The sequence below is a fragment of the Kitasatospora sp. MAP12-44 genome, assembly GCF_029892095.1.
In the GTDB taxonomy this organism is placed as follows: domain Bacteria; phylum Actinomycetota; class Actinomycetes; order Streptomycetales; family Streptomycetaceae; genus Kitasatospora.
This window is the reverse complement of sequence record NZ_JARZAE010000004.1, coordinates 8,144,982-8,158,012: the sequence shown is the minus strand read 5'-3', so window position 1 is coordinate 8,158,012 and position 13,031 is coordinate 8,144,982. Positions and strand designations below refer to the sequence as shown.

14 protein-coding genes are annotated in these 13,031 nt (G+C 71.7%); 7 read left to right on the top strand and 7 right to left on the bottom strand.

The annotated features are described in order from the left end of the window. Positions 1-35: 35 nt before the first annotated feature. Complete coding sequence (locus P3T34_RS36700) at positions 36-698, bottom strand: response regulator transcription factor (RefSeq protein WP_280670708.1); 663 nt, start codon at positions 696-698, stop codon at positions 36-38. Then, complete coding sequence (locus P3T34_RS36695; RefSeq protein ID WP_280670706.1) at positions 695-1,816, bottom strand: sensor histidine kinase; 1,122 nt, start codon at positions 1,814-1,816, stop codon at positions 695-697. Before P3T34_RS36695 ends, P3T34_RS36700 begins: the two co-directional genes overlap by 4 nt. A gap of 270 nt (positions 1,817-2,086) precedes the next feature. Here P3T34_RS36695 and P3T34_RS36690 point away from each other — a divergent pair, with 270 nt between their 5' ends. Both P3T34_RS36690 and P3T34_RS36685 read left to right on the top strand, forming a co-directional pair. Then, complete coding sequence (locus P3T34_RS36690; RefSeq protein WP_280670704.1) at positions 2,087-3,007, top strand: ATP-binding cassette domain-containing protein; 921 nt, start codon at positions 2,087-2,089, stop codon at positions 3,005-3,007. Next, positions 3,004-3,825, top strand: coding sequence for an ABC transporter permease (locus tag P3T34_RS36685; RefSeq protein WP_280670702.1), 822 nt, complete (start codon positions 3,004-3,006; stop codon positions 3,823-3,825). Before P3T34_RS36690 ends, P3T34_RS36685 begins: the two co-directional genes overlap by 4 nt. Before the next feature lie 88 nt (positions 3,826-3,913). On the opposite strand, the gene P3T34_RS36680 is transcribed toward P3T34_RS36685, so the two are convergent. Next, positions 3,914-4,318: a transglycosylase family protein gene (locus P3T34_RS36680; protein WP_280670700.1), complete on the bottom strand. Its 405-nt coding sequence runs from the start codon at positions 4,316-4,318 to the stop codon at positions 3,914-3,916. A gap of 525 nt (positions 4,319-4,843) precedes the next feature. Between P3T34_RS36680 and P3T34_RS36675 the strand changes: the two genes are divergently transcribed. Continuing rightward, a complete protein-coding gene (locus P3T34_RS36675; RefSeq protein ID WP_280670698.1) occupies positions 4,844-5,374 on the top strand; it encodes a ferritin-like domain-containing protein in 531 nt (176 codons plus the stop codon). A gap of 42 nt (positions 5,375-5,416) precedes the next feature. Continuing rightward, entirely contained in the window at positions 5,417-6,067 is a 651-nt protein-coding gene (locus P3T34_RS36670) for a DUF1707 domain-containing protein (RefSeq protein WP_280670696.1), read from the top strand. 23 nt (positions 6,068-6,090) lie between these two features. Here the strand turns inward: P3T34_RS36670 and P3T34_RS36665 are convergent, their stop codons facing one another. Both P3T34_RS36665 and P3T34_RS36660 read right to left on the bottom strand, forming a co-directional pair. Next, the gene (locus tag P3T34_RS36665; protein ID WP_280670694.1) at positions 6,091-7,449 is read right to left on the bottom strand and encodes a chitinase; all 1,359 of its coding nucleotides are present in this window, start codon (positions 7,447-7,449) and stop codon (positions 6,091-6,093) included. A gap of 216 nt (positions 7,450-7,665) precedes the next feature. Beyond that, positions 7,666-8,070, bottom strand: coding sequence for a transglycosylase family protein (locus P3T34_RS36660; protein WP_280670692.1), 405 nt, complete (start codon positions 8,068-8,070; stop codon positions 7,666-7,668). 415 nt (positions 8,071-8,485) lie between these two features. Here P3T34_RS36660 and P3T34_RS36655 point away from each other — a divergent pair, with 415 nt between their 5' ends. Next, on the top strand, positions 8,486-9,055 hold the full coding sequence (locus P3T34_RS36655; RefSeq protein WP_280670690.1) for a hypothetical protein: 570 nt from the start codon (positions 8,486-8,488) through the stop codon (positions 9,053-9,055). 69 nt (positions 9,056-9,124) lie between these two features. On the opposite strand, the gene P3T34_RS36650 is transcribed toward P3T34_RS36655, so the two are convergent. Further along, positions 9,125-9,631 (bottom strand): universal stress protein, encoded by a 507-nt coding sequence (locus P3T34_RS36650; RefSeq protein ID WP_280670688.1) that lies wholly within the window; start codon positions 9,629-9,631, stop codon positions 9,125-9,127. A 285-nt stretch (positions 9,632-9,916) separates the two neighbouring features. On the opposite strand from P3T34_RS36650, the gene P3T34_RS36645 reads away from it, so the two are divergent. Further along, complete coding sequence (locus P3T34_RS36645; RefSeq protein ID WP_280670686.1) at positions 9,917-10,636, top strand: hypothetical protein; 720 nt, start codon at positions 9,917-9,919, stop codon at positions 10,634-10,636. Positions 10,637-10,785: 149 nt separating this feature from the next. Beyond that, positions 10,786-11,874 carry an NAD(P)-dependent oxidoreductase gene (locus tag P3T34_RS36640; protein ID WP_280670684.1) on the top strand — a complete coding sequence of 363 codons (1,089 nt, stop codon included), beginning with the start codon at positions 10,786-10,788 and terminating at the stop codon, positions 11,872-11,874. Positions 11,875-12,174: 300 nt separating this feature from the next. On the opposite strand, the gene P3T34_RS36635 is transcribed toward P3T34_RS36640, so the two are convergent. Further along, entirely contained in the window at positions 12,175-12,993 is an 819-nt protein-coding gene (locus tag P3T34_RS36635; RefSeq protein ID WP_280670683.1) for a DUF5984 family protein, read from the bottom strand. Positions 12,994-13,031 lie beyond the last annotated feature (38 nt).

The window sequence follows — 13,031 nt, the reverse complement described above, 5'->3', positions numbered from 1 at the left end:
CTCAGACAGCGCCCCGACGGCGCCGCAGGTGACGCTCAGCCAGACGGCAGGACCAGCCGCAGCTCATAGGCGATGATCACCAGCTGCACCCGGTCCCGGGCGCCCAGTTTGCTGAACAGTCTCGCCACATGCGACTTGGCAGTGGCCACCGTGATGAAGAGGTCCTGCGCGATCTCGGCGTTCGACCGGCCGCGTCCGACCAGGGTCAGCACCTCCCGCTCCCGCTCGGTGATGCCCTCGACCGGCCGTGGCGAGGGCTCCGGGGCGGCCCCTGGGCGTCCGACGAAGTCCGCGATCAGACGGCGCGTCACACCCGGCGCGATCAGCGCGTCACCGGCGGCGACCACGCGGACCGCCGCGAGGATGTCGTCCACGTCCATGTCCTTGACCACGAATCCGCTCGCACCGGCCCGCAGCGCGCCGTAGACGTGCTCGTCCTCGTCGAAGGTGGTCAGCATGAGGACGCGGGTCGCCGTCGGACCGGCGGTGATCAGGCGGGTCGCCTCGATCCCGTCCATGCCGGGCATCCGGATGTCCATCACCACGACGTCGGGGCTGACCTCGCCGACCAGGCGGACCGCCTCGGCGCCGGTCGCGGCCTCCCCGACCACCTCCAGGTCGGGGTGGTCGGCCATGATCACGCGCAGCCCGGACCGCATCAGCGGCTGGTCGTCCGCGAGCACCACCCGGACGGTCATCGGGCCGCCGCCGCAACGCCTGCGGGTTCGGGCAGCGGCAGCCGGGCCACCACCCGGAAGCCGCCCTCGGGACTCGCCCCGACGCTGAGGTGGCCGTGCAGCAGACCGACCCGCTCCCGCATGCCGACGATGCCGAAGCCCTGGGCCGGGCCGGTCGCTGTGGGGCCGCGCCCGTCGTCGAGGACCTCCACGGACAGCTCCTCGTTCCCGAAGTCGATGGCCACCAGGCAGTGCCCGGTGCCCGCATGGCGGACCACGTTGGTCAGCGCCTCCTGCACGATACGGTAGGCGGACAGGTCGATGTCGGCCGGCAGCGGGCGCTGCTCCCCACTGCGCCGCACGTCGACGCGGACCCCCGCGTCCGCGGTCGCCGCCGCCAGCCGTTCGATGTCCGCCAGCCCCGGCGCGGGCCCGAGCGATGCCCGCCCCGAGGCCGCGTCCGGATCGGCCTGACGCAGTGCCACCAGCGTGCGCCGAAGGCCTGCCAGAGTCTCCCGGCTGGTGGTCTCGATGGCCCGCAGCGCCTCGCGGGCCTCTGCGGGCTGCGTCTGGATGACCCGGCGGCCCACCCCGGCCTGGATCGCGATGATGCCGATGCTGTGCGCGACCATGTCGTGCAACTCCCGGGCGATCCGCAGCCGTTCGGCGGTCACCGCCTCGGCCACCGCCTGGGAGCGCAGCGCCACCGCGTGCTCGCGACGCTCGCGGCTCAGCAGCCCGCCCGTCCAGGACGCGGCCAGCGCCAGGACGGCGATCACCGCGTTGGCCGTCAGGTTGTCCCCGTGCGCCCAGCCGCCGATCACCAGGAGCTGCACGGCGCAGCAGACGGCCACAGCCGCGATCGAAGCCCGCCGGGAGCAGGTGGCGACGATGAAGCCGAGGACAAGGTCCACCGCGAGGTACGACAGGAACTGGCCCTGATACGACAACGACAGGGTGGCACGGGCAGGGCTGCCGGGGACCATCACCACGACGGCGACGGACCCGAGGAGCGTCAGAGCCAGCGCCAGCAGCGGCAGCCGTCGCAGGACACCGACGAGCAGCACCAAGGCGAGCAGGGACCCGCCGGCATGCACGGTGCCGGAGGCACGCGGCGCACCGCACACCAGCAGAAGCACCACGACGGGGTACAGCAGACCCCCCACCCAGGCCGTGGCCGTCGTCCTCATCATCGGCAACGCGCGCTTCCCGGGCGGGGGTTGGGGTTGCGACGCGAAACGCGCGCAGGCAGCGGGGTGGTCGGTGTGGCATCCATGCCGCGACCCTAACCGGCCCCCGCCCCGCGAGGCATCCGCCCGGGGATGTACGCCCACGGGCCAACCCCGACCCCGCGATTGCCGCCCACGGCCCGATGCCCGCACGGGTGACCTCCCGGCAGGGTTGCTCCCGTGATCGAAGTCAATGAACTCACCAAGCGCTACGGCAGCACGACCGCCGTGGACCACCTCTCCTTCACCGTCCGCCCCGGGCAGGTCACCGGATTCCTCGGCCCCAACGGAGCCGGCAAGACCACCACCCTGCGGCTGCTCCTCGGCCTGGACGCGCCCAGCGGTGGCACCGCCACCGTCAGCGGCGTCCCCTTCCACACCCACCCGCGCGGCCTGCGGCACGTCGGCGCACTGCTCGACGCCACCCAGGTCCACGGCGGACGCAGCGCCGCCGCCCAGCTGTCCGCGCTGGCCCGCAGCAACGGCATCCCGCTGAGCCGAGTGGCCGAGGTGCTGCAGGAGGTGGGCCTGACCGAGGCGGCGAACCGCCGCATCAGCGGGTTCTCGCTCGGCATGAAGCAGCGGCTCGGCATCGCCACCGCGCTGCTCGGCGACCCTCCGGTGCTGATGTTCGACGAGCCGATCAACGGCATGGACCCGGACGGCGTGCTCTGGGCGCGCCACCTCTTCCGGCGGCTGGCCGCCGAGGGCCGCACGGTCTTCCTCTCCAGCCACCTGATGTCGGAGATGGAGAACACCGCCGACCAGCTCGTCGTCATCGGCCGCGGCCGACTCCTCGCCGCCGAGCCGGTACGGGACTTCGCGGCCCGCAGCACCCGCCGCACCGTCGTGGTGGGCACCGCGCAGGCCGCCGAGCTGGCGGCGGTCCTGACCGCCGCGGGCGCGTCGGTCGAGCCGGAGGGCTCGGCGGGCGCCGAGCGGCTCGTCGTGACCGGGCTGGCGGCCGAGCGGATCGGCGCACTCGCCTTCGAGCAGCGGATCGCACTGAGCGAACTGGCCACTCGCACCGCCTCCTTGGAGGAGGCCTTCATGGAACTCACCGCCGACAGCGTCGAATACCAGGCAGGACAGGCCCGATGACCACACCCACCACCGAACCGCGCGCCCGCTTCGCCGACTTGCTCGCCTCCGAGTGGATCAAGACGCGGTCACTGCGCTCCACCCCGTGGGCGCTGGCGTTCACCGCGCTCTTCATCATCGGGTCCGCGGCCGTGGCGGCACTGGCGGACTACGGCCACCAGTCGCATTCCGCCCCGCTCGGGCAGCGGCTGCACCTGTTCGCGCTGGGCGACGCATTCCCGCCGGCCGGATACCTGACCCTGATGCTCGTCGCCGGCAGCATCGGCGCGGTCACCATCGTCGGCGAGTACAGCAGCGGGCTGATCCGCACCACCACCGTAGCCGTCCCCGCCCGCGGCGCGGTGCTGCTGGCCAAGGCGATCGTGCTGGCCGCGGTCTGGACCGTGCTCGGTACGGTCATCTCCACCGTCTCCTTCGCGCTCTCCCAGAGCATCCTGGACGGCTGGCACGTCCGCTTCCCGATCACCCACCCCCACGCCTTGCAGGCCCTGGCGGCGTCCGCGCTGCTGGCCCCGGTCTGCGCGCTGGTCGGCCTGGGCCTGGGCGTGCTGATCCGGCACAGCGCCGCCACCATGGTCACCACCGCCTTCACCCTGCTGATGCTGCCGACGATCTTCTCCTCGAGCACGCACTGGTCCGCCGACGTGCGCCACGCGATGGTGCAGAGCGCGTGGGGCCGCCTGATCCAGGACTGGGACCCATCGCCGCACGACAGCTTCTACGTCCCCACCGTCGCCGGCTCCTGGGTCACCTACGCGGCCTGGCCACTGATCGCTGTCCTGCTCGCGCTGGTCGCCGTACGGCGCCGCGACGTCTGAACGTGCCGTAGACCGACCGGCACGGGCTCGCAGCGCGAAGGACCCCGACTGCGTGCAGTCGGGGTCCTTCGCGGGTGTAACTCGTCTATCAGGAGAGGCCGGCCTTGACCGAGCAGATCGGCCAGGCGCCGGGACCCTGGGCAGCCAGCACCTTCTCGCCCACGGAGATCTGCTGCGCCGCGGTCGCCTGGTTGGCCTGCGGCGCGAACTGCGTGCCACCGAAGGCCGCCCACGTCGAGGACGTGAACTGCAGGCCGCCATAGAAGCCGTTACCGCTGTTGATGCTCCAGTTCCCGGTGCTCTCGCACTGCGCGACCTTGTCCCACGTGCTCACCGGCGCGGCCGACGAAGCGGTGGCCGTGACGAGACCCGCAACCGGCAGCACAGCCAGCGCGCCACCCAGAACGGCGATCCGCACACGGTTGCGCTTGCGACCGGCGGCGGGGGTGGTGGCGGCAGAAGCGGCGGCGGCGTTCTCGTTACGGAAGGTCATGTGGATCCTCTCGGAAGTACCGGACGCGGGCAGACGGAACCAAGCCCGCAAAGCGGTGTCGTTCAGGGAAGTAACGGCGACTCGTGCTGCTCACCGCTGCAAACGAAGCTACGGAAACCCCCCACACGCCACAAGACTTCACCCCAGACACCCAGGTCAACGCCCGGTTACCGCCGGTACAGCAGGCTCCCCGCCCCGAAAACACCGGCCCGCCACCCACCCCCGACCCCCGAATGTGGCCGCGGTCACCGCCAACCACCCGTGAGGCCCACCACATTGTCGACCCAGCGTCAGCACCACCTGACATCACGCTCATATCCGGGCAACTCGGACACCCCTCGCGAGTGAAGCAGGCCACATCCTGGAGCCGCACTGCTCACCCGTCCGGATCCGCCGTCGCGCGGGGCCCGTTCGCGGATGGTCGGCTGGGTCGAGCGGGGACCCGACCCCCCTTCCCGCGCGCAGCCCACCCGCCGCCCCTGGCGCGCCCGGCGTGCCCCGGCGTTTCCGTCCCCGGAGGACCACATGGCCGACTTTCTGACCGATATCCATGCCCTGCGGACCAAGGCCCGCGAGCAGATCATGAAAGGGCCGGTCACCGAGGCCTACCGAGCGGACCTGCCGAAGGTGATCGAACTGCTCAACACCGCCCTGGCCACCGAGATCGTCTGCACGCTGCGCTACCGGCAGCACCACTTCATGGCGAAGGGGCTCAACTCGGAGCCGGTCGCCCAGGAGTTCCTGGTGCACTCGAACGAGGAGCAGGGGCACGCCGACCTGCTGGCGGCCCGGATCGCCCAGCTCGGCGGCACCCCGGAGCTGGATCCGGCCCGAGTGGTCGGGCGCGCCCACTCCGAGTACGTACCGGCGGTGGACCTGCGGCAGATGATCCACGAGAACCTGGTGGCGGAGCGGATCGCCATCGCCTCCTACACCGAGATGATCGGCTGGCTCGGCGATGGCGACCCGACCACCCGGCGGATCCTGGAGGAGATCCTGGCCCGCGAGGAGGAGCACGCCGACGACATGCTGACCTTCCTCGAATCAGACCTCTGACAAGGTCGCCACCGCTCGGGGCTTCCTCTAGGGTTTCGAGTCATGTCAGGGGAAATAGTGCCCAAGCCCGGCGACCTTCGAGCGTCGCACGAAGACCGAGACCAGGTCGTGGAGCAGTTGCGGGTTGCGGCGGGCGACGGCCGCCTCAGCTCCGAGGAGTTGGACGACCGACTGGAGGCCGCGCTCACGGCGCGGACGTACGCCGAGCTCGAACTGCTCCTGGTTGATCTGCCCGGCGCTCGCGGCGCGGCCGGCGCGGCCACAGCGGCCGCGCCGACCGTACCCGCGGCGGCGCCCGCCAAGGAGCTGGTCCGCATGACCAGCCGGGGCGGCAACATCAGCCGGACCGGGGCCTGGACCGTGCCGCGCCGGCTGGAGCTGGAGGCCACCGGCGGCAATATCGTCATCGACTTCACCCAGGCGGTGCTGAGCGCGCCCCTCCTGGACCTCGACGTCAAGGTCTACGGCGGGAACCTGCGGCTGATCGTGCCGCCGGAGGTCGCGGTGGACGTCGACGACATCGACATGCTCGGCGGCAACGTCCACCGCCGGGTGCGCGGCGGGACCGGGGCCCCGGTCCCGCCGCTCACGCTGCGGGTCTCCGTCACGGGCGCGGTCACGGGCGGCAACGTCGTCGTCCAGAGTCCCCGCAAGCCGGGCCGGTGGGCGAGGTTGTTCCGTCGTCGGCACTGACGTCATGTCAACTGGCCATCGCCTCAAGGGATGAAGACCGGCCAGGCTCGCGGCGCCCGGGCGGCCGCTCCCCCGGGCGGGTTCATCCTCAGCGGAACCGCCGGCCACGTCCCTGGACCCGCCATCGGCATCGGCATCGACATCGGACCTGGGCTCGGGCTCGGGCTTTGAGCCGGAGCCAGACTCGGGAGTGGGACCGGGAGTGGGAGCGGGAGCGGGTTCGCTTCGCGCTGCGGCTGATGCAGCGCGAAGGGGCCGAGGCGCGGCAGTCGCGGCACGCCGAAGGTCTCGGACGGGCTCACGGAAGCCGCCAGTGACGGTTCGGGCGGCGGCCCCTGACCCACCGGCGTCGCGCGTCGGGCGGGTGGGGCGGGGAGATTGAGGGCGCGGGTGAAATCGTAGGGCTGCTGGGCCGCCCCGCTGCAACCGTCGGAACGGTAGGAGGCCACGGCCGCACACGGCCGGTCCCGGCCGAGCGCCCAGAAGGCGAGCAGGCCCATGCCCTTCTCAGTGGCGAAGGCGGCCAGCCGCTTGGCGTCGTCGAGACCGAAGACCTCGTCACCGGTGTCGTCCACCCCGAGCATCGGGGTGCAACCCTCCATCGCCCAGAGCTGCTCGTCGCTCTTCTCCGGCCAGATCGAGGCGAGTTGGGCGTGCAGCCCCATTGCGGCCCTGATCGCTGCGTCGCCCATGTCGAGATCGTCGCGGTAGTAGTCCATCGCCATGATGTTGACCACGCTCACCCCGAGGCCGTGGTCGTGGGCGTTCTGCAACAGCTCGACGGCGTCGGGGGAAAGGCCCCACGGGTTGACCGGCAGCGTGTACTGGACGGCGAGCGGGCGGCCGGCCGCCGCGTACTCGCGTTGCAGCTCGGCGAGCGCCTGGTTGCGGCGGTCGTTCGCCGCGCCGTCGTCGATGGTGGAGCCCTCGATGTCGAAGTCGATCCTGGTCAGGCCGAGCGTGTCGATCACCCGCCGGTAGGCCGCCTTGAGCGAGTCCACCGATTCGCAGGCCAGGGCGAGTTCGCGTCCCCGCCCGCCGCCGAGGGAGGCCATCACGTCGCCCCCCGACCCCCGCAGGCTCTTGATCGCCGCCTGCCAGTCCTGGTCGTCGAGCGAGGTGGTGCCGTCCAGCGCCCCGGCGCAGCCGCCGTCGCTGAGCACGAACGCCAGCGTGAAGTAGCTCAGCCCCGTCGCCTCCCGAGCCCGGGCCAGCGCTTCGGGCTCGCCCCAGCTCTCGACGTATGGAGCGGTGAAGCGGGCCGGGAATCCCGGGCCTGCGTCGGCCACCGCGCTTGCCTGGCCGACCACCGATAACAGCGCCCCCGAGGCCAGCACGATCGCCGCGAGGGCGGCGACCCGACGATGCGAGGGTTCAGGCAAGGTCTTCTCCTGTCCGGGCCGGGCATGGGGTCGGTCTTCAGACATCTACCACCGCCCCCGGCGCGTTCCCCGGAGCACACGTCCAGCACGGCGGCATCTGGAGCAGCGTCGGACCCCCGACCACCCGTCCGGCGGGACGGCGCTCCCGCTGCTGCGGCAGCACGAAGGACCCCGACTGCGCGCAGTCGGGGTCCTTCGCGGGGTGTGGCTCGTCTATTAGGAGAGGCCGGCCTTGACCGAGCAGATCGGCCAGGCGCCGGGGCCCTGGGCGGCCAGCACCTTCTCGCCGACGGAGATCTGCTGGGCCGCGGTGGCCTGGTTGGCCTGCGGCGCGAACTGGGTGCCACCGAAGGCCGCCCAGGTGGAGGAGGTGAACTGCAGGCCGCCGTAGAAGCCGTTGCCGCTGTTGATGCTCCAGTTCCCGGTGCTCTCGCACTGCGCGACCTTGTCCCACGTGCTCACCGGCGCGGCCGACGAAGCGGTGGCCGTGACGAGACCCGCGACCGGCAGCACAGCCAGCGCGCCACCCAGAACGGCGATCCGCACACGGTTGCGCTTGCGACCGGCGGCGGGGGTGGCGGCGGCAGAAGCGGCGGCGGCGTTCTCGTTACGGAAGGTCATGTGGATCCTCTCGGAAGTACCGGACGCGGGCAGACGGAACCAAGCCCGCAAAGCGGTGTCGTTCAGGGAAGTAACGGCGACTCGTGCTGCTCACCGCTGCAAACGAAGCTACGGAAACCCCCCACACGCCACAAGACTTCGACCCAAACACCCAGGTCAACACCCGGTTACCGCCGGTACAGCAGGCTCCCCGCCCCCGAAAACACCGGCCCGCGACCCGCCCCCGGCCCCCGAATGTGGCCGCGGTCACCGCCAACCACGGGTGAGGCCCACCACATTGTCGACCCAGCGTCAGCACCACCTGACATCACGCTCATATCAGGACAACCCGGACACTCCCCGCGAGTGAAGCAGGCCACATCCTGGCGCCGCACTGCTCACCCGTCCGGCTCCGCCGGGTCGATAGGGTGCGGGGGTGGATACCGCCGAGCCGTTCGTGGATGACGACAGCGATCACGACGTGTGCTGGTTCTGCCCGTCGCTGCGGTTTCCGGCCGGTGGGTTCGATGTCTTCGAGCAGCCGAGCAGGGAGTGCCCGTTCGATCCGGCCGACGGGTTCCGCTACACCGCCGCGCGGGTGCCGGTGTGCGTGCACCCCTACAAGGTCGGCCTGCCGCCGGGACGGTACGGCAGCGACGGCGAGCCGGTGCCCGCACGTGCACTGCGGCCGACGCCGCCTGGCGTGACGGGCATGCCGCTGAGCGCGCCGGGGGACGCCGAGCCGGGCGCGGCGCGCACCTACCAGGCACCGCGCTCCGAGCCGCGCAGGCGGCGGCGTACCCCCGCGCCGTACGCGGGGGCGCTGCCGCCCGGGCTGCCGCAAGAGCTCGCGGACCTGGCGGCGTGGGTCGGCCGGCTGGCGAATCGCGCGGCGCCGACGGAGCTGGCCGAGGTGCTGGCCGCCGCCGAGGCTGCCGCGCTGACCCGGTTTCCCGAGGTCGAGGTGCTCGCCGTGATGCGCCGCGTCCTGTCCGGCAGCCCTTAGCAACCCGGGGACCGGGCGCCGGTCGGGGTCAGAGTCAGGCCAGGGCCAGGGTCGGGGTCGGGGTCGGGGTCAGGCCGCCACGAGGAACGAGCGGTCCGAGCGGCGCGGCGCGGCGTGGGCGGCGGACGGAAGGTCGGCCGGCGGCACCGCGACCACGTCGCAGGCGGCGTGCGCCAGGCAGTAGCGGCTCACCGAGCCGCGCAGGAGCCGCGGCAGGCGGCCACGCCGGCCCGCGCCGACCACGAGCAGGTCGCTCGGGCGGTCCGCGATCTCCACCAGCGCCGCGCCGGCGTCCCCGCGGATCACCATCGGCTCGACGCGGACGCCCTGCGGGTAGCCACCGAAGGCCTGCTCGAAGGCGGCCTCCAGCCGGTCGAGCGCCGCCTGCTCCCAGACCTTCGCCAGCGGCGGGCACGGGTGGGCGCGGTAGGCGGGCTCGCCGCCGACCGGCGTCCAGGCGATCACCGGGACGAGGACGGCGTCGCGGCGGGCCGCCTCCTCCGCCGCGCGACGCAGGACGGCCGGGCTGCTCTGCGCTCCGCTGACTCCGACGATGATCCGGGTGCCCTCGGCCATGATGCTTCGCTTCCTTCGGTCTATAACGGTGTTTCGGCTGGTATGCCTTTGATTCTATGGCTAGAGTCGACTAGATGTCCACCAAGTAGCTGGTCACCTCTTGTTTCTCCCTGGGATCAGTAGACAACAGTCGCAGCGAGAACACCGCATCCCTTGACGGATCCCTGACGCGCGCCAGGGGCCGTCGGCGACGGTCAGGCGGCGCTCAAAGGAGGTCGCGCATCCCCACTGTGAGCTGCAACACTCCTACGAGCCGACCGCTCCGCAGAACCGCAGGGGGACCAGATGCACGCGACCAACGGCGACACACCACCCCAGCCCCATGGGCTCCACTCCTGCCCGAGCTGCGACCTGCCGGACCAGGTCAAGGGCGTCCCAGCCGTCTACCTGGCCGGGCGGGACAGCATCACCATGCCCGGCGGCAAGGACGAGGACGGCCGGGAGACTACGGTCACGCGCACCGTGACCACAGCGCTCTCGGCAGCCCTCGCACCCGCGCCACCGAGCCCGGCCCCGACATTCACGGGACTCCGAGGGCTCGGCGTGCTCGCCCTGCTCGTCGCCGTCGGCACGTTCATCGGCGGTGCGGTCGGCGGGCATTGGTTCTCCGGCAGCACCGCCACCGCGCCACCATCGGACGCGTACGGGTCCACGCTGACGATCAACGGCATACCCACCTACATCACCGCCCCGACTGCCACGGCCCCCGCGCCCCACTCCGACCTCGCCTTCCTCGGGTGGGTCTCCGGGCTCGCCCTCCTCGCGGCGGTACTGCTGTTCATCATCGCCGCGCGGCGCGGCTCAGCGTTCCGCACCGCACTGGCCGGCCGCCCCGCCGCCGAGCAGGTCTGGTCCCGTGCCTGGTACTGCGCCCGCTGTGGCTCGGTCCATTTCCCACCCACCCCGGGCGAGCGCCCGCAGGCACTCAGCCTGCAGGAGTTCCGCGCCCTCGTCTGGCAGGCCGGCGGATACGGTCACCTGGTCGCGAAGCACCCGGTCGTGTAGCAGACCCAGAGCACCCGCGACGAAGCAGCGCACAGCTGACCACATGCTGTGCTGACCACCTGCCCCCTGACCATCTGCTGCTGACCAACTGCCGCTGCGGGGCGCCGATAGGGTCTCCCGCACAGCGAACGGGGAATGGTGGATCTCAGATGAAGCAATCGCGCATCCTGCTGCTCGACGCGGCTCCCGGCGAGTTGCTCGACCGGGAGCTGCGGCGACTGCTCGACCACGGGGTGGCGCTCACGCTGAACCTGCGGCGCGTGACCGACCCGGCCCGGGTGCGGGACTCCTGGGCCGGGTCGGTCGACTTCGCCGACTTCGATGCCTTCGACGAGGCGGCGCTGATCGGCGAGACCGTCCGGGACGGGGTCGGCTACCACGCCGTCAAGTCCCGCGCGGGCGTTCCGCTGCGGGCCGGATATCTCGCGGCGGCGACGGCAACCGGGCTGGCCAACCGGCTCCAGGTGGTCGGCCGGGCGGGAGTGGGCACCGACCACGTCGACCTGGCCGCCGCCGCCCGCCACGAGGTCGCCGTCACGCACACTCCCGGCTCCAACGCCAACGCGGTCGCGGAGTTCGCGCTGGCCCAGCTGCTCGCCCTGACCCGTCGGCTCACGGCATACAACGAGGCGGCGCAGCAAGGCCTTTGGAGTTCACCGAGCGCACCCAGCGCATCCGACGCTCCCGCCGCAGAGCTGGCTGAGCTGCGGTTGGGCATCGTCGGCCTTGGCCGGATCGGACTGGCACTCGCCCGCCGGGCCGACGCCCTGGGCATGTCCGTCCAGGCGCTCTCGCGCCACCCGCCGACCGCCGGCCCTACCTCCCCGGTGGCGCGGGCCGACTCCCTCACCGCTCTGCTGAGCACCAGCGACGTGGTCTCCCTGCACCTTCCGCTGACCCCGCAGACCCGGGGGCTGATCGGCCGCGCGGAACTGGCGCAGCTGCGCCCGGGAGCGATCCTGCTGAACACCGCCCGAGGCGGGATCGTGGACGAGCAAGCCCTGGCCGACGCCCTGGCCGACCCCGCACACCCGCTCGCCGCAGCCGCCGTCGACACCTTCGAGCACGAGCACGCCGCGTTCGCCTCACCGCTCTTCGGCCTGCCGAACGCCCTGCTCACCCCACACGTCGCCGGAGTGACGCGCAGCGCCATGGCCACAGCGGCCATTCAGTGCGCGGACCACATCGCCGCACTGCTCACCGGCCACCCGAACGGCGTGCCGGTGGTGACCGCCTGACACCTGGTCGACTCCGACTCAGGAGAATGGCGCTCCACTTGGAGAGCAGCGATCTCATTTGAGGACACCGCTCTCAGTTGCGAGCGCCGCTCTTATTAAGGATCGGCGCTCCTCAATGCCCTCCGCACTCCAAATGAAGAGCAGTGCTCTCGTTGGCGAGCACTGCTCTGAATAGATATCAGACGCTCGCAACAAAGATCGACGCTCCAGAAAGAGAGCGCCGCTCTGTCTACCCGGAGACTGGCTCCCCCAAGGCGGCCTGTGACGGAAATCCCGACCTGGGACCTCCGCGCACTGCTCTCATCGGTCACCGTGCGACTGCGCCGCCCCGCGCGCCTGGAGCGTCAGGGCTCCCGCTCGGACGGCGGCCCAGTCGGTGGTGGGCTCGCGGGCCCACGCGCGCTGCAGCCACGTTGCGCGGTCCTGCTGCTCGCGCCGCAGGTGTCGCAGGTCGATGTGGACGCCGGCCGGAATTCCACCGGCTTCCAGTTCCGCGACGCGCTGCTCCATTGCGGCAAGCAGCGCGCGGTCGAACTCGGTCACGGCAGCGACGAACTCGCTGGTCGGGACGGTCACACGGCCCGTTTCCGGAGCCGCGAACTCGATGTCGGCATCGGGGCGGTGCCGCCACGTCACGGTGATGACGTCCTCACCCTCACCCAGCGTCCGCCACCAGCAGAGCTCCGGCGGATTGCGCAAGTGCCCCATCGAGAACCAATGGTCACCGCGCCAGACCGCAGCGGCCTCAACCTCGCTCTCGGCGTCGACGTCCATCTCGGCTGCCGCCTCCAGCCCGTCTGAGGGGGGCCAGTCCGCGTGGTCCTCGGAGACGAAACCGACCAGGTCCGCCGGCACCGGTTCCATGACCGCTGCCAGCACATCGAGCACGTCTTCCCATAGCCGGACCACGAAGTAGTCGACGTACGGGCTCGGTTGGGCGCCACTCTGCCGCCCCCTCAACCGTTCGAGCGTGCGATCCGAGTAGCGCAGCAGCTCGTGGCCGGCCAGGTCGATGCAGTACCAACCGTCCGTCAGCCCGAACCAGCTCAGCTCGGGACGCTCGCCACCCCACGGATGGATGTCGTGCACGGGCAGCAGGCCGAACCGGAACTGGATCACCGGCCCAGTGTGCCAGGCTCGGCCCCGGACGGACGGAC

Excerpts from the sequence above, each read along its gene's own strand:
- P3T34_RS36680 (WP_280670700.1), bottom strand. The coding sequence starts at position 4,318 with ATGACCTTCCGTAACGAGAACGCCGCCGCCGCTTCTGCCGCCACCACC.
- P3T34_RS36675 (WP_280670698.1), top strand. The coding sequence starts at position 4,844 with ATGGCCGACTTTCTGACCGATATCCATGCCCTGCGGACCAAGGCCCGC.
- P3T34_RS36660 (WP_280670692.1), bottom strand. The coding sequence starts at position 8,070 with ATGACCTTCCGTAACGAGAACGCCGCCGCCGCTTCTGCCGCCGCCACC.
- P3T34_RS36650 (WP_280670688.1), bottom strand. The coding sequence starts at position 9,631 with ATGGCCGAGGGCACCCGGATCATCGTCGGAGTCAGCGGAGCGCAGAGC.
- P3T34_RS36700 (WP_280670708.1), bottom strand. The coding sequence starts at position 698 with ATGACCGTCCGGGTGGTGCTCGCGGACGACCAGCCGCTGATGCGGTCC.
- P3T34_RS36645 (WP_280670686.1), top strand. The coding sequence starts at position 9,917 with ATGCACGCGACCAACGGCGACACACCACCCCAGCCCCATGGGCTCCAC.
- P3T34_RS36640 (WP_280670684.1), top strand. The coding sequence starts at position 10,786 with ATGAAGCAATCGCGCATCCTGCTGCTCGACGCGGCTCCCGGCGAGTTG.
- P3T34_RS36670 (WP_280670696.1), top strand. The coding sequence starts at position 5,417 with ATGTCAGGGGAAATAGTGCCCAAGCCCGGCGACCTTCGAGCGTCGCAC.
- P3T34_RS36685 (WP_280670702.1), top strand. The coding sequence starts at position 3,004 with ATGACCACACCCACCACCGAACCGCGCGCCCGCTTCGCCGACTTGCTC.